Annotated in this window: 15 protein-coding genes and 1 pseudogene; 7 read left to right on the forward strand and 9 right to left on the reverse strand. The window is 62.1% G+C overall.

Annotated elements, in window-relative coordinates; all coding sequences use genetic code 11:
* The first annotated feature begins 6 nt into the window (after window positions 1-6).
* Window positions 7-339, forward strand: a complete 333-nt coding sequence (locus P0D89_RS18300) for a GIY-YIG nuclease family protein (protein ID WP_408365916.1) — start codon at window positions 7-9, stop codon at window positions 337-339.
* 24 nt (window positions 340-363) lie between these two features.
* Here P0D89_RS18300 and P0D89_RS18305 read toward each other — a convergent pair whose 3' ends face one another.
* Together P0D89_RS18305 and ppa are read right to left on the reverse strand one after the other, a co-directional pair.
* The gene (locus P0D89_RS18305; protein ID WP_408365918.1) at window positions 364-2,457 is read right to left on the reverse strand and encodes an FUSC family protein; all 2,094 of its coding nucleotides are present in this window, start codon (window positions 2,455-2,457) and stop codon (window positions 364-366) included.
* Between the two features lie 320 nt (window positions 2,458-2,777).
* Window positions 2,778-3,305 (reverse strand): inorganic diphosphatase, encoded by a 528-nt coding sequence (ppa, locus tag P0D89_RS18310; protein ID WP_408365920.1) that lies wholly within the window; start codon window positions 3,303-3,305, stop codon window positions 2,778-2,780.
* Window positions 3,306-3,574: 269 nt separating this feature from the next.
* Between ppa and P0D89_RS18315 the strand changes: the two genes are divergently transcribed.
* From P0D89_RS18315 to P0D89_RS18325, 3 genes are all read left to right on the forward strand, one after another.
* Window positions 3,575-5,014 (forward strand): aldehyde dehydrogenase family protein, encoded by a 1,440-nt coding sequence (locus tag P0D89_RS18315; protein ID WP_408365922.1) that lies wholly within the window; start codon window positions 3,575-3,577, stop codon window positions 5,012-5,014.
* Between the two features lie 59 nt (window positions 5,015-5,073).
* The gene (locus tag P0D89_RS18320) at window positions 5,074-5,832 is read left to right on the forward strand and encodes an SDR family oxidoreductase (protein WP_408365924.1); all 759 of its coding nucleotides are present in this window, start codon (window positions 5,074-5,076) and stop codon (window positions 5,830-5,832) included.
* A 167-nt stretch (window positions 5,833-5,999) separates the two neighbouring features.
* Window positions 6,000-7,319 carry an MFS transporter gene (locus tag P0D89_RS18325; RefSeq protein ID WP_408365926.1) on the forward strand — a complete coding sequence of 440 codons (1,320 nt, stop codon included), beginning with the start codon at window positions 6,000-6,002 and terminating at the stop codon, window positions 7,317-7,319.
* 93 nt (window positions 7,320-7,412) lie between these two features.
* Here the strand turns inward: P0D89_RS18325 and P0D89_RS18330 are convergent, their stop codons facing one another.
* The 4 genes from P0D89_RS18330 to P0D89_RS18345 all read right to left on the reverse strand — a co-directional run bounded on the left by P0D89_RS18330 (window position 7,413) and on the right by P0D89_RS18345 (window position 12,395).
* Window positions 7,413-7,925 carry a hypothetical protein gene (locus P0D89_RS18330; protein WP_408376964.1) on the reverse strand — a complete coding sequence of 171 codons (513 nt, stop codon included), beginning with the start codon at window positions 7,923-7,925 and terminating at the stop codon, window positions 7,413-7,415.
* Between the two features lie 6 nt (window positions 7,926-7,931).
* Window positions 7,932-9,101, reverse strand: coding sequence for a WD40/YVTN/BNR-like repeat-containing protein (locus tag P0D89_RS18335; protein ID WP_408365755.1), 1,170 nt, complete (start codon window positions 9,099-9,101; stop codon window positions 7,932-7,934).
* A 79-nt stretch (window positions 9,102-9,180) separates the two neighbouring features.
* Window positions 9,181-10,062, reverse strand: a complete 882-nt coding sequence (locus tag P0D89_RS18340; protein ID WP_408365757.1) for a hypothetical protein — start codon at window positions 10,060-10,062, stop codon at window positions 9,181-9,183.
* 2 nt (window positions 10,063-10,064) lie between these two features.
* Window positions 10,065-12,395, reverse strand: a complete 2,331-nt coding sequence (locus P0D89_RS18345; RefSeq protein WP_408365805.1) for a DUF2345 domain-containing protein — start codon at window positions 12,393-12,395, stop codon at window positions 10,065-10,067.
* 572 nt (window positions 12,396-12,967) lie between these two features.
* On the opposite strand from P0D89_RS18345, the pseudogene P0D89_RS18350 reads away from it, so the two are divergent.
* The 3 genes and pseudogenes from P0D89_RS18350 to P0D89_RS18360 form a co-directional block, all read left to right on the forward strand.
* Window positions 12,968-13,510: pseudogene (locus tag P0D89_RS18350) on the forward strand (MFS transporter); the annotation flags it as partial.
* Between the two features lie 646 nt (window positions 13,511-14,156).
* Window positions 14,157-14,867 carry an FkbM family methyltransferase gene (locus tag P0D89_RS18355; RefSeq protein ID WP_408365759.1) on the forward strand — a complete coding sequence of 237 codons (711 nt, stop codon included), beginning with the start codon at window positions 14,157-14,159 and terminating at the stop codon, window positions 14,865-14,867.
* A gap of 681 nt (window positions 14,868-15,548) precedes the next feature.
* Window positions 15,549-16,013, forward strand: coding sequence for a hypothetical protein (locus P0D89_RS18360; RefSeq protein WP_408365761.1), 465 nt, complete (start codon window positions 15,549-15,551; stop codon window positions 16,011-16,013).
* A gap of 147 nt (window positions 16,014-16,160) precedes the next feature.
* On the opposite strand, the gene P0D89_RS18365 is transcribed toward P0D89_RS18360, so the two are convergent.
* Genes P0D89_RS18365 through hemC form a run of 3 tightly spaced genes read right to left on the reverse strand, consistent with a single transcriptional unit; the run spans window position 16,161 to window position 20,391 of the window.
* Window positions 16,161-17,351, reverse strand: a complete 1,191-nt coding sequence (locus tag P0D89_RS18365; protein ID WP_408365763.1) for a heme biosynthesis protein HemY — start codon at window positions 17,349-17,351, stop codon at window positions 16,161-16,163.
* Between the two features lie 2 nt (window positions 17,352-17,353).
* Window positions 17,354-19,372 carry a fused uroporphyrinogen-III synthase HemD/membrane protein HemX gene (gene hemDX / locus P0D89_RS18370; RefSeq protein WP_408365765.1) on the reverse strand — a complete coding sequence of 673 codons (2,019 nt, stop codon included), beginning with the start codon at window positions 19,370-19,372 and terminating at the stop codon, window positions 17,354-17,356.
* On the reverse strand, window positions 19,372-20,391 hold the full coding sequence (hemC, locus tag P0D89_RS18375) for a hydroxymethylbilane synthase (protein WP_408365767.1): 1,020 nt from the start codon (window positions 20,389-20,391) through the stop codon (window positions 19,372-19,374). Before hemC ends, hemDX begins: the two co-directional genes overlap by 1 nt.
* Window positions 20,392-20,729: the final 338 nt, after the last annotated feature.

Raw genomic sequence — 20,729 nt, forward strand, 5'->3', positions numbered from 1 at the left:
GCGTTTATGGCGTGGTTTCTCTATCTGCTCGAATGCTCGGACGGCAGCGTCTATACCGGCATCGCCACCGACGTGCAGGCGCGCTTCGACAAACACGCGAGCGGCGCGGGCGCGCGTTATACGCGCTCGCGCAAACCGGTGCGGGTGCTGGCTTCGTTCGAGCTGGCGGACCGGTCGAGCGCGTCGCGCGCGGAGTATTGGGTCAAGCGTTTGTCGCCCGTCGACAAGCGGGCGCTTGCGGCTGGATTGCGTGCGCTGGAGTCGGTGGTGCCGGTCGCGGAGCCGGTCGCGGAGCCGGTTGCGGTTGATCAGACGCACGAACAGACTGGGGCTTCGTGACGGACACACCGTCACGGACGCCCGCTACCCCCTCGCCTCCCGCATCCTCTCGCTCAAGAAGCGCTGCATCCGCGCCAGCTCGCCCACCGCGTCGGCCTGCAGCGACGTCAGCCCCTCGCGCGCCGGAAGTTCGTGCCGGATCGGGCACAAGGTCCGGTTCAACGCCGCGTCGATCTCGGCGCTCACCAGCTCGACCCATGCGTCAAGTTCGTCGTGCCTCTCGCGCCGGTTCGAACTCAGACGCAACTGTGTCGCGGTCCCCGCCATTCTGCGCAACAGGCTCAGCACCGTGAGCGTCACGGTGTCGGCCATCGAGTCCTCCAGTTTTTCGAGGCGCATCCGGCCGATGGCCTCCTCGGCGTTATTGCTGCAAAGACCCGCGGCGCGGCGCAAGCGCTCCATGTCCTTTTCGCTGCGGCGGTGCGACTCCAGCGCCGCGCGCAGATACGCGACGTTCGCGCGCACCGCGTCGCTCAGATAAGCGCGGTAGTCGACCTTTTCGCGCGTCGGCCATAGATAGAACGTGGCGAGCAACGCCAGCACGCAGCCAAGCACGTTGTTGCCGAGCCGCGTTAGCGCGAACACGAATTCGTTGGCGCCGGGTGTCGCGAAGTCGGCGACCAGCACGAAGGTCGGCGTCAGGAACAGCACGAAGAGGCTGTAGCTGACGGGCCGCAGCGCCATCGTCGCCAGCACCAGCGGAAAGACCGCGAGCGAAATGCCGAGCGGCGAATGAATCGCGTAGCCGATCGCCGCCGCCAGCACCCCGCCGACGATGCTGCCCGCCGCGCGCTCGATGCTCCTCGGCCACGTCGCGGCAATCGACGGCTGCAGGATCAGCAGCGTCGCCATGGTCGCCCAGTAGCCGAACGGCAGCCCCATCGCGCGAATCACCAGAAAGCCCGCCGTGGTCGTCACGCCGACGCGCGCCGCGTGGCGCAAGCCGACCGACTGGCTCGACAGGTTGGCCTTGAGCGTCGCCCATGTGCGCGCCGCCAGACGCGCCGCGCTGTCGGTCCACCGCTCGGGCTGCGTAAAGAGAGGCGCGAAATCGACCAGCTCGAAGTCGCACTTCAGCTTCACGGGCTCCATCAACGCGCTTTCGAGCCGCCGCGCGAGACGCTGCAAGCGCAACTGTAAATCCGCGAGACGCTCCCAGCGCGCGTCGCCGGCTGCGGCGCCGATGCCGCGCAGCACCTCGCCGATCGCGCTCAGCAAGCGCGCCGCGCGCTTCGCGCGCCATGCGTCGTCGGGGACTTTTTCACTCGCGCCGGACACGGCGATCAGGTACGCGAACAACGCCTCGCCTTCTGTCAGCAAGCCAAGCAGCGTGTCGTAAGTCTGCCGGCCGCCGGTTCGCGACGCGGGCACGCTGGCCAGCGCCTGGCGCGAGCGCTCCAGCGCGGCGCGCGCATCGGCGCGAAATTTCGCGGCATGTGTGGCCCAATCGCGCGAGCCCGCGCGATGTTCGAGCAGACGGGCGCTATCCAGCGCGATGTCGGCGAGCCGCAGATACACGGCGCGCAATGTCGCGCGGCTCGCGCCGAACGGATGAATGCGCCACACGCTCAAACTCAGCGCGATCGCAAACAGGCAGCCGATCAGGTAGACGCCGAGAAACGGGAAGCCGGCGCGCGCATCGTGCATCGGCCGGTCGACCATCACCACGCACGCGGTGGCCGCGAGAATCGTCACTTGCGAGGTGGCGGCGCCCCAGACGCGGCCAAACGCGCCGAGCGTCGTGAACGCGAGCAGCGCCAGCGCCGCGAAGCCGGTGCCGACGCCGGACGCGAAAGCGGTAAGACCGCCGCATAGCGTCGACAGCAACGTGAAGCCCATCATCGACGCGAAGCGAGCGCGGTTGGAACCGGCGGCGTCGGCGAGACAGGTCCAGAAAGCGCCGATCGCGGCCCACGCGAACATCGGGTCGTGAAGCAGGTTGCCCACCGCCAGCATCGCCGTGGATGCGCACGCCGCCCGCAAGCCTTCGGACAGGCTGGCCTCGCTCGCCGCGAACGACACCATCCAGACCGGCCGCCTGCGATAGATCGCAGTGACGACCGCATACAACCGGCTCGACCAGCGCGACGACGACGGGTGGGACTTGCGGTTGATCATCCGGACGGTGTGCTCCTGGAAACGCGCGCGTTGAAATGCGCATTGGGGCGCGAGGTCCGCGCTTCGATTCAGCCCGCGCGACGGCTGCTCGCATCAGGCGGCAAATAATAAGGGTTTACACCTAAATATAAAAATGCCTTCGCTTCATCCACGCGATGCACGGCGTCTATGCGCGCAGATTCACGCAGGTTCGCGGCCCGTGCCTCACCCACAACAGTACGCGAACACGTTGAAACCCCATGAAAAAACCGCGCGGCCCTTGCGGGCTCGCGCGGTTCTGTTCAGGCAGCCGGCTTTTCAAGCAGCGGCGCGACGTACGCTCACTTCTTGTAATTCGCGACGCCTTCGCTGATTTCCTTGTGCGCGGCTTCGATGCCCGCCCAGCCGTCGACCTTCACCCACTTGCCCTTCTCCAGCGCCTTGTATTGCTCGAAGAAGTGCTTGATCTGGTCTTTCAGGTAAGCCGGGACGTCGTCGATCGACTTCAGGTCGGCGGTCATCGGGCAAATCTTGTCTTGCGCGACGGCGATCAGTTTCGCGTCCACGCCCGATTCGTCGGTCATCTGCAGCATGCCGAGCGCGCGGGCGCGCACCACGGAGCCTGCCAGCAGCGGGAACGGCGTGATCACCAGCACGTCGACCGGGTCGCCGTCGCCCGACAGCGTTTGCGGGATGAAGCCGTAATTGGCGGGATAGCGCATGCCGGTGCCGATGAAACGGTCGACGACGAGCAGGCCCAGGTCCTTGTCGGCTTCGTACTTCACCGGATCGCTTTGCGCCGGGATTTCGATGATGACGTTGAAATCTTGCGGAAGGTCTTTGCCTGCGGGGACGTGATTGAAGCTCATGAGCGCTCTCTGATCAGGATGGAAGTCGGGACACGGCGTGCGGCGCGGGAGCTCGGGCGGCGTGCATCGTGGCGGTTGCCCCGAGCTTGCCTTGCTATTGCCTCGAGCGGCTTGGCGGCCGGACAGTGCGGAATGCGCCATTATAGCCAATCGGCCGATGGCACCCGCGCCTCTATCGGCGCGATAATCGTCGGACGTCTCGCGATTATGCCTCTCGTTTGTGAACACCGCGTCGTCAGACCGGCGGCGCGCAACGTCAAGGAGCATGCATGGAAGAAGCCCGACACTTCATCGGCGGCGAGTGGGCCGCCGCATCCGGCGGCGACACGATCGCCGTGCTCGATCCATCGGACGGCCAGCCGTTCACCCGTCTCGCGCGCGGCACCGAGGCCGATATCGACGCCGCCGTGCACGCCGCGCGCCGCGCGTTCGAGGGCACGTGGGGCGCGGCGAGCGCGGCCGAACGCGGCCGCGTGCTGTACCGGCTGTCGATGCTGGTGGCCGCCCGCCAGGAAGAACTGGCGCAGCTCGAAGCGCGCGACACCGGCAAGCCGCTCAAGCAGGCGCGCGCCGATTCCGCCGCCCTCGCCCGCTATTTCGAGTTCTATGCCGGCGCGGCCGACAAGTTGCACGGCGAAACGCTGCCGTATCAAAGCGGCTACACGGTGCTGACGATTCGCGAGCCGCACGGCGTGACCGGCCACATCGTGCCGTGGAACTATCCGATGCAGATCTTCGGCCGCAGCGTGGGCGCGGCGCTCGCCACCGGCAACGCGTGCGTCGTCAAGCCCGCCGAAGATGCGTGCCTGTCCGTGCTGCGCGTTGCCGAACTGGCCGCCGAGGCGGGCTTGCCGGCCGGCGCGCTGAATATCGTCACTGGCTATGGACACGAAGCGGGCGCGGCGCTCGCACGGCATCCCGGCATCGACCACATTTCGTTCACCGGGTCGCCGGAAACCGGCAAGCTGGTCACGCAGATGGCCGCCGAAAACCACGTGCCGGTCACGCTGGAGCTAGGCGGCAAGTCGCCGCAAATCGTCTTCGCCGACGCGGACCTCGACGCGGCGCTGCCGGTGCTGGTCTCGGCGATCGTGCAGAACGCCGGGCAAACCTGTTCGGCGGGCAGCCGCGTGCTGATCGACCAGGCCATTTACGAACCGCTACTCGACCGGCTGAGCGGCGCGTTTCATGCGCTGCGCGTCGGCCCTTCGCATGCCGACCTCGACTGCGGGCCGCTGATCAACGCCAAACAGCAGCAGCGCGTGTGGGACTTCCTCTCCGACGCGCAGCACGACGGCATCGCGATGGCGGCGCACGGCGAAGTGATTCCCGAAGCGCCGGAAAGCGGCTTCTATCAGGCGCCCACACTTTTGCGCGACGTGCCCGCGAGCCACCGCCTCGCGCGCGACGAAGTGTTCGGCCCGGTGCTCGCCGCCATGCCCTTCCGCGACGAGGACGAAGCGCTCGCGCTCGCCAACGGCACGCAGTACGGCCTCGTGGCCGGCATCTGGACGCGCGACGGCGCGCGGCAGATGCGGCTCGCGCGGCGGCTGCGCTCCGGCCAGGTGTTCATCAACAACTATGGCGCGGGCGGCGGCGTCGAATTGCCGTTCGGCGGCGTCAAACATTCGGGGCATGGCCGCGAAAAAGGTTTTGAGGCGCTGTACGGCTTCACCGTGCTGAAGACCATCGCGATCCGGCACGGCTAGCGGGCATCCTGGTTCAATGCAACCATGCAACACATCCCACAACAAGCAACGGAGACATCATGCGGTTGACAGGCAAAACGGCCATCGTCACGGGCGGCGGCTCGGGTTTCGGTGAAGGCATCGCAAAGACTTACGCGCGCGAAGGCGCAAACGTGGTGGTCAACGATCTGAACGGCGCGGCCGCCGAGCGCGTCGCGAGCGAAATCGCGCTGGCCGGCGGGAAGGCCATCGCGGTGCCCGGCAATGTCGCGCAGCGCGAGGACTGGCGCAGACTGCGCGAGGCCGCGCTCGAAGACTTCGGCAGCGTGCAGATCGTCGTCAATAACGCGGGCACCACGCATCGCAACAAGCCGGTGCTCGAAGTGGCGGAAGCCGAGTTCGACCGCGTCTACGCGGTCAACGTCAAAAGCATCTACTGGAGCGTGCAGGAGTTCGTGCCGTATTTCCGCGAGCAAGGCGGCGGCTCGTTCGTCAACATCGCGTCGACGGCCGGCGTGCGACCGCGTCCGGGGCTCGTCTGGTACAACAGCAGCAAGGGCGCGGTGATCATCGCGAGCAAGTCGCTTGCCGTCGAACTCGGCCCGGACCGGATTCGCGTGAACTGCGTGAATCCGGTGATGGGTGAAACGGCGCTGCTCTCCGAGTTCATGGGCGTCGAGGATACGCCGCAAAACCGCCAGCGCTTTCTTGCCGGCATTCCGCTCGGGCGCTTCTCGACGCCGCAGGACATCGCCAACGCCGCGCTTTATCTGGCTTCGGATGAAGCGGAGTTCGTCACTGGGGTGTGCCTGGAAGTGGATGGCGGGCGCTGCGTGTAACGGCGCGTTGGTCTGACGCAGTGCCACCCGCATGCGCGGGCCGCCCATGCGCGGCCCGCGCCACAGTCAGTGTTTTCCCCCGGTATTCATTCGTCGTGCAAACCACCCGGCACGGCTAGAATCGGTCGACGGCGGTACGTCAATCCCACAAGAAAAGAGGAGACACCATGGCTAGTCCCGTAGATCCGCTCCACCATCCCGGCGCGGGTGCGCCACCTTCCACCTTCGAAGAGGCCACCTACCGCAAGGTCAGCTGGCGGCTCGCGCCGCTCCTGATGCTCTGCTACGTGGTCGCGTATCTGGACCGCGTGAACGTCGGCTTCGCGAAGCTGCAGATGACCAGCGACCTCGGCCTGAGCGATGCGGTGTACGGCTTCGGCGCGGGGATTTTCTTCGTCGGCTATTTCATCTTCGAAATTCCGAGCAACGTGATCCTGCACAAGGTGGGCGCGCGCGTGTGGATTGCGCGGATCATGGTGTCGTGGGGCGTGATCTCGATGCTCACCATGTTCGTCACCACGCCGACCATGTTCTACGTGATGCGCTTTCTGCTCGGGCTCGCCGAGGCGGGGTTCTTTCCTGGGATCATCCTTTATCTCACTTACTGGTATCCGGCGCACCGGCGCGGGCGCATGACCACCTGGTTCATGACGGCGATCGCGCTGTCGGGGGTGATCGGCGGGCCGGTGTCGGGTTATATCCTGAAGAGCTTCAACGGCGTGAACGGCTGGCATGGCTGGCAGTGGCTGTTTCTGCTCGAAGGCATTCCGTCGGTGATCGTCGGGATCATGGTGTTTGCGATGCTGGATGACCGCATCTCGAAGGCCAAATGGCTGACTAAAGAAGAGCAGCAGTTGCTCGAGCGTCATGTGTCGGCGGAAGAAGCGACCAAGCATGACATGCCGATTCGTCAGGTGCTCACGAATGGGCGTGTGTTGATGTTCAGCCTCACGTACTTTTCGTTTGTGATGGGATTGTATGGGGTGAGCTTCTGGTTGCCGACGATCATCAAGGCGACCGGCGTGACCGATTCGTTCATGATCGGGCTGTTGTCGGCGATTCCGTTTGCGGCGGCGGTGGTGGCGATGGTGCTGGTGGCGCGCAGCGCGGATCGGCAGCGCGAGCGGCGCTGGCATATTGCGTTGCCGGCGTTTGCGGGGGCGGTTGGGCTGGTGCTTTCGGTGGTGTGGACGCACAACACGGTGCTCGCGATGGCGTCGCTCACGCTCGCGACGATGGGCATTCTCACTACCCTGCCTCTGTTCTGGAGTTTGCCGACGGCGATTCTGGCGGGGACGGGGGCGGCGGCTGGGATTGCGATGATTAATTCGATTGGCAACCTTGCCGGGTTTCTTAGTCCTTATGCGGTGGGGTGGTTGAAGCAGGCTACTGCGGCTAATGATTCGGGGATGTATATGCTCGCTGCATTTATGGTTCTCGGTGGGCTGCTTGCGATTAGTGTGCCGGCCAGGATGGTTAATAAGTGAGGGGTTGCCACAACGTCTTCACTGAAGGCAGATGTCGCGATGAAAAGCCCCGCCGAAGCGGGGCGTCCCACCACAGACGAGATGCAGGCAAGCTTAGAGGTCAACGAAACGCGGCAACAGGTCCTGGTCCGCAAGGCGAATTTCGATATCGTTTGCGACCTTGACATGATCGAGGTTATCCGCGTCGAACACTTCATCTGTCACGCGAACAATGATCGTGCCCTGCTGCTGGCCGTCGCGCGCAACCGGAATTAGGGCGCGCGCTTCTGGAACTTCTGCCTGTGTAAGAACGTGTGGCAGGTAGACCATCCAGCCGACTGCGAGTCGGTCGGGAAAGACGGACTCATATTTAGTCGGAGCTACTTGAATAGCCTGCGCAGGCCAGATTTGTAGAATCCCTTCCAGCAAATTTGCAATCGTGGTGTAGTTCGCTAGAGAAGCAACACCTCTAGACTGAAAATGCGTCAGGCAAGGTCCATTTAGTGCGTAGCTAGTGTTGAACCGCTTTTCGAGCATGCCGACAATGCGCAGGAACAGACACGCTTGACGCTCGAATAGAAACCCCGCCAAAGCGGGACAGGAGCTACGAACGCCGACGTTATACACGAATGTTTACCAGGTTCGCTTTTTCAGCGCGTAGCCATACAGGCCATACTGCGTATTTGTGGCGGAGTCGAAATAAACGCCTTGTGTGATACCGTCATCGGTCTCGGTCCACGATTTGCCGTAGTCCTTGCTGGCAAGCGTAATGTCGCGCGGAGCACCTTGCCCGGTGGCATCCGTCGCATACACAAGCAGTACGCCGCGCTTGCCCACGCTGAATCCGTCCAGCGTCAGACGTGCATCGAAGGTATGGGGTTGCTCGACCGTCTGGTTGCGGCGATTTCCCCATGTCGATAGCGCACCAGTTCGGCGCCCGTTGTCGCTCAAGTCATTCCAGTTGCGCGGGGGTCCAAGCCGGGATAGCGCATAGACTGAGTAGGCGTAATCGGGCGGCACCTGCTCGGACTGGAGCGAGACGACAACCTGATTCGGAAGCTTCACGTCAGGCTCGAATGCGTCGCTATCCCATTTCAGCCGGTCCACGATGCTTTCAGGCTGCATATCCTCCACTTCTTCCGGCACGTAGCAGGCGACCCGCAGCGTGCCGTCCGGGCCAAGGTCCACGGCGTCAAAGGTCTTTCGCGGTGTGTCGTCCCCGGTGGCGTGGAGCGGAACCGTAATCTCTTTCCATGTGCGCCCGCTGTCCGCCGTGCGCCAGACGCGTGGTCCCCAGCCAACGGCGTATCCCCGGTCAGGATCAAGGAAAAGTAGCTGGCCGATATTCCGGTTTTCCGGCCAGTCAAGTTGCGTCCAGTTCTTGCCGCCGTCGCGTGAGCGCCAGAGCTTCGTTATATGTGGTGCGGGTCCCTTCTCATTATCGGCTCGTTCGTAGTCCATCCAGTTCGTGCTGACGTACTGCGTCCTCCAGTCTTTCGAATACCACCAGGCTGCGTCCTGCCCCGGTTGCTGGAAGTGGCGCGTCAGACCACCGTCGATGGTGCCGCGAAAAAAGCTAACAGTGCGCCGATTAAGTCGCTCGCTGGAATTATTCATCCATGCTTCGCTAGGCTCAGCGTATTCAGGGTCCTTTCGCTGGTTGGCGGGCTTGAATGTAATCTCTGGTCCCGCGATCTTAAGACTGACAACTTCGTTCCCGTTGATCTGCAAATTGCCGCCCCCATACGGCTTGTCATTCTTCATGAACGTTGTCGAGATTGTCTGCCAGCTTGGGATCGTCATGCTTTGATATCCGTAAGTTGCAATAGCGGCCAGGAAAAGGCTGCCGAAAATGAATGTCCTGCGCCTGGGCATCCGCATGTCACTTCGCGTCCATCAGGCGGCCGAGTGCTGTGCTTGCAGGGTCGGCAACATCGACCCTGGTGGCATCCCACGCGTCGCCGATGGTTTTGCCCGCAACCACCTTGCCGCTGTCCCATACCTGTTCGTAGGTTCGCGAGTCGCCCCATTCTTCCAGCGCCGGACCGCCCATGATCTTCATCATGTCAGGAAGCTGCAAACCGGCCAGTCCACCATCAAGATAGGCGAGTGGATGTGTCTTGAACGCAAAGCTCTTGAACATCTCGCTGTCCAGTTCAAGCTTGTATTGAGGAGCCGTCATCTTGAAGCTGCCATTTCCCGGCTTCACACTGCTCATCTGGATGAGGTTTCCCTTCATGTTCTGCTTCAGTCCATCTTCCATGTTTGCCTGCAGATACCACCTCGCGCTGTCGAGCCAATCCTTGCCCGCTTGGGAAAGCGTTGGCTTCAATTTCGCGCCATAATTTGAACAGTAGAAGTAGCCATAGCTGACGTAATAGCCTGGCGGTTTATGCCCGCAGCCGATGTGCCGCATCATGAAGTTGCTATGTCGGGACCAGTCGGAGGCGGTGCAATCGGGCTGGATTAGCGTCTGCCGCTGGTGCAGCAGACGGGCGGAAACTTCCCTGTCGGTCCACGGGTCCCAGGACGTGGCGAAGGCTTTCACGGTGGCCCACGCGCTGCCCGTCGTGACCTTCTCGACTGTTTCTGTGTATTCGCACTGCAACGGCCTGTAGTAGTACTCGCAATGTCCGATTATCGAATCCGCAGCAGGTGGCACATGATCGTCACAAGCAGTACGCTCCACGCGGGCGCGCTTCGTGTATGACTTCAGCGTCATGTACGACTCCGCGTAACCCACATCCTTGTCTTCATCTGCCATTTTCAGTTGCCCTTCAACCGGATCGAAACACCTTGAGGGACATGACTCTGGGCAAGCGACGTTTCGCCATGCTCATTGGTTGTACCTTCGGCAATCAGCTTGCCCTCAGAGAACATCTGATAACGTGTATTGGCGACGGGAACGTCGGACCCGGCCCAATGCGCAACGAAAGCCTCGTCAAACGCCTCTGTAGATTCCGGCAATGGCGGAACTGCGGTTGACAGTCTCTGCGCGCCTTTCTTCTGGATCGTAATGACCTTCAGGAAGAGATCGAACGGGCCGCCTAACGTAATGCTGCCGTCCTTCATGTGGATAAACGCGCCGCCTGATTCGAGGGTAAATTCCTTCTTCGCGCTGATACGCACCGTGCCGTTGACGCTCGCCATCGTCAGGTCCTGGGCGGCCAGCAGCGACATGGCATCACTCTGTGCCTGCACTTCCACCGGACCCTTCGCGGCAAAAATCTTGATGCCGGATTTCTGTGCGAACAGCGATATCTTTTCTCCAGCCGCGACCGTGAACCGCTTCAGCACACTCCAGTCGGCGTTTTTCCCGGCAACGGTTGAAATGCTGTCCTGTGCCGAAAGCTGAACGCCACCGCCCGCGACAATGCCCGCCGATGCGGGGGTGCTCATCAGCAGGCCCGGCTTTTTCAGGCCGCCGAATTCCTCTTTCATTTGCTGCTGTGCATCGGTATCGGCGGGTTCGGCCTTCGCGCTATTGGCGGATGCCGCCAGCGCCTTCGCGGTCGCCGGCGCGCTCTCAAGCTGGGCGATGGTCTCCTGCATGTCGAGTTGCAGGCCGGTTGCGCCGGGACGGTCATACGCCGTGACCATCATTCCCTTACCAGCGCGATTCACGCCGTAACCGCACGTGCGCGCCTCAAAGCCTTCCCCCCTATATTCCAGTTTGTTGTTAACCAGGTAGCCGAGATTGAGTTGCGACTTGCCCGAATGCTCGGTGCTAAGCTTGATGCCCTCCTGACCGGCCCAGTCCTCCATGCGCAGCTTGTTGTTCTTCTGCGTACGGATCACGTTACGCGAAAGCCAGCGCCGGTCATTCGTCACCAGATCGCGCGCCTGGCTGTGGTGATGGAACGCGACAATTTCAGGCTTGTCCGGGTCGCCGTCACGGCAGGTAATCACCGCTTCTGCATCGTCCAGCGCCGGGAAGTGCATCCCGGTTTGCAGCTTGCCCGCGAACGGCTTAGCCAGTCTTAGCGGTACGCTCTCGCCGCCGTTAGGCCACGTTTCGAAGTCCGCATCGAATCGAACGGTATAGTGGCCGTTTTGCGTGATGTACGCGTATGAGTAGGAGTCCGGGCTTGTGACACGCGCCGAAAGGGTGCCGGTCACTTTGGCCCAGGTTTCAGGCTCAAGTTTGAGCCGGAAGCGCCGGTCGGCGGGTATCGCCTTGTAGCTGTTTGTATAGGACGCATCGCGCGCGCCGCTATGCGTGACCTCGACAATCAACTGGCCTTTCGGTGCATCGGGCAAGACAATATCTGTTTCCAGCACACGCCCCGGCTGCAACGCCAGAATATTGCTCTCGCCTTCATAGACGATCTGCCAGGTAATCGCAGCTTCGTGACGGAGTTGCGCTTCCCATTTCGCGCCCGCCCGGTCCAGGTGGTGCGTGCCGTAGATATAGCACTGGCCGTAGGTCGTGGAATCGCCGGGCGCAACGTTGGCTGTATCGCGAAAACGCTCCCAACTTTGCCCAGGGTTGTAATCCGCGACAACGAACGACTGCGGCACGGTGACGGTATGAGTTCTGATCGCCGTCACTGCCTCGACGCCGCTCGCTTCGAGTCCCGCTGCCGCGCGGTACGGCACGATCTGGCGCGGATCATAGATGTAATGGTCTATGTCGTCGCCAAAGACCACTTGATCGCCGTATTCCGTGTCCAGGATATAGCTATAGATGCCCGATTTCTCTTGCAGCATATGGGCGTAACTCTGGTCGCTCATACCGTGCTGCATGCGGAACAGGTGTTTTGGGTATTGCCCGCGCAATCGGAAGGAAAACTGGTGCTCCCTCAACCCGTGACCGCGCAGTATCGCCGCCAGAATATCTGGCGTGCTCGAGTGCTGGAAGATTTTCCTGCGGGTGACGGCAGCCAAACGCGCCAGATGCGACTTGAGTACGACCTTGTACTTTACATAGTCCTTCGTGATCTGGACCGTGGAGAACCGCTCGATGAAACCCGAGAATTTCCGAGGCGGGCCATCGTTGGGCACAATGACAAACGACGCATCGCGGTTCAGGTAATCGGCGCGTGCAAGCTGCTGCGGGTGGGTCAACTCGATATGCACCTCGGTTGGTTCGCCCATCTTTTCGGAAGCTGTGAACGATACGACCGAGAGCGCCGCCGCGCTATCCGTGCCAGGAACATCGAGAAAATACGCTTGGCGTCCTGTAACGCCATCGCGTAATGAATCAAACTCTGCCACTCCCCGCTCCCTGAAAAGGCCAGTGATGCAGCACTCGCTGCTAACCCGTTACATGACCATTTAAGTCTCATCAGGTCAACGGAAACAAAACGAGATAGACGTGTTGTGACAATTCTTGACAGGGTGCGGGAGGGTCTAATTCCTAATGCATAGGTAATGCAAAGAAGAAAAGGGGCGAGAACTAGTTCGCGCCTTTCTTCTTGATGCGTTGTATTACCGCAATGGACCAATCGGTAGTGGTGCCTGTGCTTGTATTTGGAACGAAGACGCGAGTCACGAGCTTGGCAAGTGGCTGAAGCTGCAGCTTATCGCGGCATCAGTAAGCCAGAGAACATTACCGGTGCCGACAGGGTATTCAAGGTCAAAGGTCATTATTGAGCGCGACGGCGAGACAAATGGCAAGATGAGCGGCGGGCACATCGACCTATGGAACGGCAAAAAAATTGACCGGCAGCCTCACGTACTTTTCGTTTGTGATGGGCTTGTATGGGGTGAGCTTCGGGTTGCCGACGATCATCAAGGCGACCGGCGTGACCGATGCGTTCATGATCGGGCTGTTGTCCGCGATTCCGTTTGCGGCGGCGGTGGTGGCGATGGTACTGGTGGCGCGCAGCGCGGATCGGCAGCGCGAGCGGCGCTGACATATTGCGTTGCCGGCGTTTGCGGGGGCGGTTGGGCTGGTGCTTTCGGTGGTGTGGACGCACAACACGTTGCTCGCGATGGCGTCGCTCACGCTCGCGACGATGGGCATTCTCACTACCCTGCCGCTGTTCTGGAGCTTGCCGACGGCGATTCTGGCGGGGACGGGGGCGGCAGCGGGGATTGCGATGATTAATTCTATCGGCAACTTGGCCGGGTTTCTTAGTCCTTATGCGGTGGGGTCGTTGAAGCAGGCTACGGCGGCTAATGATTCGGGGATGTATATGCTTGCGGCGTTTATGGTTCTTGGTGGGCTGCTTGCGATTAGTGTGCCGGCCAGGATGGTTAATAAATGAGGGGTGGGTCGCGGGCCTTCGCGGTGATCTACTGCTGGGGCTTTGCGTTGGTGTGTCAACGAGCGACCTCTACACCGCTGAGAACGGTCGTTTATCCGAAGAAACAACCGAGCGACAAATGCGGGCCGACTACTGCCAACGGATGAGGCACTAGTCGGCCATCTGCGGCCGTTCGTCTGCGTGCTCCGGCGGTCATTCGAGCGTCGGTTTCACCCTGACGACGGTCCTTCACTCGACGATGATGTTCATCTAGTTCTCGCTTTTAACACGTGTTTCCGACGCGCCGCGTGGTCGACTGGTCGCATGGAAAGTCCGCTGGGGGCAGTGTGTTCAACGGATCGATCTGGTGACAGAAGAGGCATACATCCTCCTTCGGGCAGCTAGCATCGGGCTTGAAGATTCGCATCCTTTAAGGACGCCGCGCGTCTCTTCAACGAGCATGGAATGTGCGCTGAAAAAGAAAGTGCCCATAGCGGGGACATTTGGGTCGTATTTATGCGTTCGCATACAGGATACGAACGAGCGCATTGAATGTTGAGCAGAGACGGGACGTTTGGCCGGTGCGAGTGGAGAAAGGCTTGCAAATCGCTCGAGATTGTCTAGGCTACTGCGATACACGTCAATCGAGCGCTGAGTTTGGGCCTTTATGTGGACTTTCAAAGACATCCCTCACTCAATGTGGCTTGTACGAAAGACTTGGATAACCAGGGGCGCGCGCCTGTACTACTCCCAGTATGGAGAAGATGCCGTACTGCGTGAGATCATCAGTCCGACCTTCAACAATGGTGTTTACGTGGATGTGGGCGCCTACCATCCCATCAAGTTCTCGAATACATACGCGTTGTACAGGCGAGGGTGGCGCGGCATCAACATCGATATGGACCCGGTGAAAATCGAGGCATTCAAGCTTGCGCGGTCTGGCGATACCAACGTGTGCGCAGCGATTTCTAACGAGAAGGCAACGCGGCAAGCCTACATTTTTTCCGCTTACGGACTAACTTCGACCATAGAACCGGGAGAGGTTGCGAGACGCGCCGAAACCCCCGTCTCCGTGAGGAACGTCGAAACGACGACGCTCAATGACGTGCTGGCGAATAGCTGTTACTCAGCTCGAGAGATCGATCTGCTTTCAATCGACGCGGAAGGTCACGACTATCAGGTGCTGCGGTCAATCGATATCAACAAGTACAGGCCAAAGATTGTTATCGTGGAATCGACATTGATGTTGATAAACGACATCATGAAGTCGGCAATATATCGTTATCTCGTGGATCACGACTATCGGCTGGTAGGCTGGACCCATTTATCACTGATCTTCCGGTTGGACAAATCCGAGATCTTTCGCTTCCAGTTATAGGTCGCAGCGGTAATGGATGTCTGCTCTACGGCAAGAAAAAAGGTCGCTCCGTTGTTCATGCCAGCCAGCTTCCCCCTTTTGTCCTTTAATGGCGCGCCCATCGGCGTTCGAGGCTAGCTCGCTTTGTCGAAACCGAAAGCCGTTCAATGACCGCTATGTCCAGAAAACGGGACCTCTCGACCGGATTCGAGCGACGGACCGCATCGGGTCGCCTTCAGTCCTCCACATCGTCCGATACCAGGTACTCCCCAAGCCGGTCTCGGATGGAGCGCCACGAGTCACAAAGGCTACTCAGCCGCCTATGAAATTGCGGTGTAAATAGGTCAAAGCAGCGATCAATCACTCTCCTGCCCTACTCGCCCTTATCCAATCGGCCAATCCCGGCATTTAGCCCCAAGACTAAATCCGAGATAGGCTCCCTCCTTTATAATTACCAAGTCGCCGGGAAACACCTAGCGACCAGGTTTAGCAGCCTGTGATACAAACCGCACTCCCGCTCAGGCGGGTGTGCGTCTACTGCTGCACGTCTATATATTTCAATGGGCGGGCTGTGGTGGGGGAGCCGCAAGGCTCGCCGGTTTGTTTGTATCCCGGTCTGCTAACCCCGCCACGTGCCCGCTCACCCCTCCCCCAAAAGGCGCGTGTCCGGGCGACCCCAAGAACCAACAGGGAGATCGCACCATGCCCAGGTCCGTCAAAAATCAACCGGCTTCGCGTCCGCCAGTCGACGCACTCCAGTACGAAAAGCTTGCCCTTTCCGCGTTCGATTTATGCGACCGGCAGGTGGGGCAACTGGACACGTTGATCACACTCGCGTCATCGATAGTTAGAAATCCTGCGATTACGCGCGACGAAAGAAAGCGTCGTCAGACGCTGCTCGAATTGCTGCTGGACACGGCCGAGCAGTATCAGCAGGAACTCGAATGCGACCGCGAGTTATTCCAGGTGATTGCACTCGACGCGAAGGGCATCCCGCGCAGCCGCCTCACCGCGCAGCATGCGACGAACTTGCTGGCTAAGGCATCGCAGAGAGCAAAAGCGTCCATCGAAGAAGCCCACGTTTCGCCGCGCAAAAAGCCATCTGCGAAATGCGCGATCACGTTGACCTCGACCGCCGTGCAGCAACCGGCCACTGCCCCGCACTAAGCGATCAAATCAGGCACCCCACAACAGGCAATACCCAGCACAAAAACAAATGGCCGCAGCATCAGCTGCGGCCATCGAGTAGCGATTCGAGAGACTTAAAGCAGTGCGTCGGAAATCACGAACGCACGCACCGCCACCACCAAGCCCTCACACAATATTCATCGCCAACGCACTCTCCCGATAATGCTGGCTAGCCTTATCGCTATCGCCAAGCTGCTCATGCAACCGCGCCAACGCACGATGCGAGCGAATCCTCAGCGTCTCGTTATCCGCCAGCTTCAACGCACGCTCAAGGAACGACTGCGCCTTCCCCCACAACTGCTGATGCAGGCACAACCGCCCCAACGCAAACATCAAGTCCGCATCTTCCGGACGATCCTTCTGCCACCCCTCAGCCTTCTGAATCAGCGGCAACGCATCCCCCGCAGTCGTATCCGGATAACGCCGCAACAACCGCGCGTCCCAATTCTGCGCAAGCGCTTCCTCGACGATCTTGCGCGCTTCCTGCGGCCGATTCAGCGCCACCAGCAGTTCGGCGGCGAGATCGGCGAGACGCGGCGAATGACGCTCGGTCGCCGACAGCGAACTCCACAGTTCCAGCAGCGCATCGGCGTTATGGCGCCGGTCGCGCAACAGGTTCTCCGCCGCCAGCTGACGCAGACGCACCGCCACCGCCGGATGAATCGCCTCGCGCTTTTCCAGCGTCTTGACGAGCTTGAGCACTTCGCCCCAGTTCTTCAATTGCTGCTGCGCGCGCAACATGATCTGCTGCGCGTGAATGCGCCGCGCGCCCTGCGATTGCATTTCGGTCAGCGCGGTCAATGCGCCGTCGGCGTCGCGGCCGTCCGCGCGCATGTCGGCGGTCGCCATCAGACGCGCGTCCTGCCAGTCGTTTTCGTCGATCTGCGCGAGCCATTCGTCGCGCCGTGCATATTCATGCATGCGATGCGCTGCAGTGGCGGCGATCAAGCCGGCCGCGCCCTTGTTGTCGCCGTTCGAGAGCGCATCCTTGGCGGCTTTTTCCGCGCGCGAGAAACGCCCCGCGTACAGATTGCCGATCGCGTCACGCAACGCGGCATGCGCCTTCGCGACCCGCGCGCGCGCCCGGTAAGCGGCCACGCGCTGCGGCATACGCCAGATATTGCGGATGATGCGCAGCAGCGCATAAAGCACGATGAACAGCACCACCATCGCGACCACGAACAGATTCAACGACACGTCGACGCGGTACGGCGGATAGATCAGCAGCACCTGCCCCGTGTCGAAGCGCCCGACCACCGCCAGCACCACCGCGATGGCGAACAGCAACGCAAGCCATAGAAGTCCCCGGATCGCCATGATTAACCTCGGTTCCGGTATTGATTGACGGCTTGCAGACTGGTGTCCAGATTCGGCAACGCAACCGCGGCGGAACCCGCATCCACCTGCTTGACCAGATCGATCACGGTCTGCGTCTGCTTCGACGAGTCGTCGAAATAGCGCGTGAGCGCGGACTGCGCTGCGCCCAGGTCGGACTTCAGCGTGGTCTGGTTGCGTGAGAGCAGCGCGAGGCGCGCGGATAAAAGGCGCAGCTTCAGATTCTGACGCACGAAGTAGCCTTGATCCGGCGTGACCAGCATCGCGTCGGCGTTATCGATACGGCGCACTTGCACGAGGCTCGTCAACTGCTCGCCGACGCCGGCGCTTACCTCATGCAGCCACACTTCCCAGCGCGGCTTGCCGGTGGCCGCGGCCACCTTCGCGGTGTCGGCCCACGTGGCCGCATGCGGCGTGGCATGCGGGATCGGCGCTTCGCCGGAGAGCGGCAGGCTGTCGACGTGATCGATCGCGTTGTCGAGCTTGATCGCCATGCCGGTGAGGTCGGTGGAAGGCGCGGCCTTCAGCTTGTCGATATCCTGGGCGATGGCCTTGCGCACCGCGACCGCCTGCGGGCTGTCCGACGCGGCGAGGCGCGTGTCCGCGCTTTGCAGCGCGAACAGCGCGAGCTGCGTGTTGCCGGTGAGCTGCAACTGCTGGCTCGCCGCCGACAGCATCTGTCCCACTTCGGCGAGCGTCCAGTCGTCGCGATTGCGCGCGAGATCCGCGTATTGCTGTTGCAGCGCCTGCTGCGCGGCTTGCGCATCGGCGAGCTTGCCTTCGAGTTGCGCGACCTGCGCATCCGCCTGATGCACCGTGGCCAGCGCCTGCTCGGTCTTGATGCGCAGTTCGTTGGTCTGGGTGTCGTTGGCCTGCTGGCGCTGCGCGATTTGCTGCTCGCTGCGCTCCACCTTGCGATTGAGCGCAAAGCCACCCACGCCCGCCGCACAAGCAATGATCACGACGACAAACCACAGCAGCGGTCCGCTCGCGCTGCGGCGCTTTTGCGCTTCGTACGGCGTGAAGGGAGGATTCGGCGGCAACGCGGTGGTCGCAGCCGGCTGGGGTGAGGCGTTCGTGGATGCGTTCGTTTCTGTCATGCGTGATTTAGCCGGTGAATGAGCCGGGTTGGACGGTACCGGTTGGACTACGGTCGGGACGGCGGCAAGCAGCGCGCGAACAATGCGCTCGTCGCCCGCGCCGGACACCGTAATCCTATCAAAACCCAATGCCCGCGCGGTTTGCGAGATACGGGGATGCGGCGTGACGAGCGTGGCGCGTTTGAGTTGCACGATCTCGTCGGCGGTCAGATGCTCCTGCGCGAGTTCTTGCAGATTGCGCACGCCTTCGGAACTGGTCAGCAGCCACGCATGTGGCGCGCCCGCAAGCAACTCGTGCACGCGCGCCCAGCCGCCGATCGATGGCTCCGGCACGATGCGCCGATACGCGGCGACCGTCTCGACTTCGGCGCCGGCTTCGCGCAGACGGTCGGCGAGCCATTCGCGCCCGCCGTCGCCGCGCACGATCAGCACGCGCTTGCCTTCAAGACTCGCCGCGCCGAGCGACGCGTCGATGGCCGCGAACAGGCCCTCGGAGTCGAAGCTCGCCGCTTCGTCATCGGCGCCGGACGTGGGACTGATCACGCGATGCGCGGGCGCCGCGACGCCGTGGCGCGCAAGCGCCTGCACGCTGCCCGGCCCGACCACGCCGATCGGCAATGCATGCGGCCAGATGCCGTCGCGGCGCGCGAACGCGTGATCGACGGCGTTCGGCGAAACGAACACGACCAGCGCGTAGCGTTCGAGCGCAGCGAGCGCCGCGCGCAACGGCGCGTCGTCGGCGACGGGCGCGATGTCGATCAGCGGGAAGTCGAGCGTGGCGATGCCGGCGGCGTCGAGTTGCCGGATCAACTCGCTCGACTGACCGGCCGGTCGCGTAATCACGACCGTGAACGCCGCCTTGCCGGCGGGGGAAGCTGCGTGGCCTGGGATGTCGGCCGCCATCACTCGCCGGTCGCCGTGCTGTCCGCCGGACCGTCTGAGTGCGACGCGGCGGCGGGACCGCTGGCGGTGCTGAGTGCGCGCACGATCTCGAGCGCGCCTTGCTGTTCGAGCGCGCTCGCCACTTCCTGGCCGAGCACGATCGCGCGTTCGACGGTGGGCGCGGGCGCCGACGCCTGCGCGCTCAGCACGCGCTGACCGTCGGGCGTGGCGACGATGCCGCGCAGATGCAGTGCGCCGTCATGCCAGCTTGCATAAGCGGCGAGCGGCACTTCGCAACTGCCGCCGAGCGCGCGCGACACCATGCGCTCCGCTTCGACGGCGGCTGCCGTGGGTTCGTGATGCAGCGGCGCGAGCCAGGCGGCAAGGTCCGCGCGATCCGCGCGAATCTCGATGCCGAGCGCGCCCTGGCCGGCGGCGGGCAAGCTGTCTTCCGGATCGAGCAGCGCACGGATGCGCTCGCCCAGACCCAGGCGCTTCAGACCTGCGGCGGCGAGGATGATTGCCGCGTAATCGCCGCGATCGAGTTTTGACAGACGGGTGTCCAGATTGCCGCGCAACGGACGCACTTCGAGATGCGGATAACGCATGCGCAACATCGCTTCGCGGCGCAGGCTGGACGTGCCCACCACCGCGCCGGCCGGCAACGCGGCGAGCGAGTCGTACTGGTTGGACACCAGCGCGTCGCGCGGATCTTCGCGCTCCATCACGGTGGAAAGCGTAAAGCCCGCGGGCAATTCCATCGGCACGTCTTTCAACGAGTGCACGGCGAGGTCGGCGCGGCCATCGGCCAGCGCGGCTTCCAGCTCCTTGACGAAGAGGCCCTTGCCGCCGACCTTCGACAAGGTGCGATCGAGAATTTGATCGCCGCGGGTCGTCATTCCGAGGATTTTTACGTCACAAGATGGATATAATTTGTGCAGCGCACATCGCACATGCTCCGCTTGCCACATGGCCAGGCGGCTTTCTCGCGACGCAATCACAAGCGTGTGGGGTGGCGTGGAAAACGTCTCAGTGTTCATTAGCTTGCTGATCGAATGACGGGATGTGATAACAATCAATGTTAGCACGCGCCCTTGTGTCCCAAGGCACAGCGGAGCGCCGTGCCGGCGCGGTATCGATGGAGGAGACGGGCTTCGCGCAGCGCGCGCGTGCCCCATCCCGGCCTGTTCATGCACGGTCGTTCGCGCACCGCGCGCCGGCTTGCGGGATGATGCAATGCGGCGCAGCTTGCGTCGCCTGCATCCGTGCATGGTGCGCGTCGCGCACCGCGTGCGGTTCGTACGTTGCGTGCGGCCACGCGGCCCCCTCTCCGGCGACACGCCATCGGTCCAGACCGTTTCGTGCAGTTCACGTTGCA

Source organism: Paraburkholderia sp. RL18-085-BIA-A, from assembly GCF_046027075.1.
GTDB lineage: Bacteria > Pseudomonadota > Gammaproteobacteria > Burkholderiales > Burkholderiaceae > Paraburkholderia.

Coding starts and splice junctions, on each gene's coding strand:
- P0D89_RS18300 (WP_408365916.1), top strand. CDS start 7: ATGGCGTGGTTTCTCTATCTGCTCGAATGCTCGGACGGCAGCGTCTAT.
- P0D89_RS18305 (WP_408365918.1), bottom strand. CDS start 2,457: ATGATCAACCGCAAGTCCCACCCGTCGTCGTCGCGCTGGTCGAGCCGG.
- ppa (WP_408365920.1), bottom strand. CDS start 3,305: ATGAGCTTCAATCACGTCCCCGCAGGCAAAGACCTTCCGCAAGATTTC.
- P0D89_RS18315 (WP_408365922.1), top strand. CDS start 3,575: ATGGAAGAAGCCCGACACTTCATCGGCGGCGAGTGGGCCGCCGCATCC.
- P0D89_RS18320 (WP_408365924.1), top strand. CDS start 5,074: ATGCGGTTGACAGGCAAAACGGCCATCGTCACGGGCGGCGGCTCGGGT.
- P0D89_RS18325 (WP_408365926.1), top strand. CDS start 6,000: ATGGCTAGTCCCGTAGATCCGCTCCACCATCCCGGCGCGGGTGCGCCA.
- P0D89_RS18335 (WP_408365755.1), bottom strand. CDS start 9,101: ATGACGATCCCAAGCTGGCAGACAATCTCGACAACGTTCATGAAGAAT.
- P0D89_RS18340 (WP_408365757.1), bottom strand. CDS start 10,062: ATGGCAGATGAAGACAAGGATGTGGGTTACGCGGAGTCGTACATGACG.
- P0D89_RS18345 (WP_408365805.1), bottom strand. CDS start 12,395: ATGGGCGAACCAACCGAGGTGCATATCGAGTTGACCCACCCGCAGCAG.
- P0D89_RS18355 (WP_408365759.1), top strand. CDS start 14,157: ATGTGGACTTTCAAAGACATCCCTCACTCAATGTGGCTTGTACGAAAG.
- P0D89_RS18360 (WP_408365761.1), top strand. CDS start 15,549: ATGCCCAGGTCCGTCAAAAATCAACCGGCTTCGCGTCCGCCAGTCGAC.
- P0D89_RS18365 (WP_408365763.1), bottom strand. CDS start 17,351: ATGGCGATCCGGGGACTTCTATGGCTTGCGTTGCTGTTCGCCATCGCG.
- hemDX (WP_408365765.1), bottom strand. CDS start 19,372: ATGGCGGCCGACATCCCAGGCCACGCAGCTTCCCCCGCCGGCAAGGCG.
- hemC (WP_408365767.1), bottom strand. CDS start 20,391: ATGAACACTGAGACGTTTTCCACGCCACCCCACACGCTTGTGATTGCG.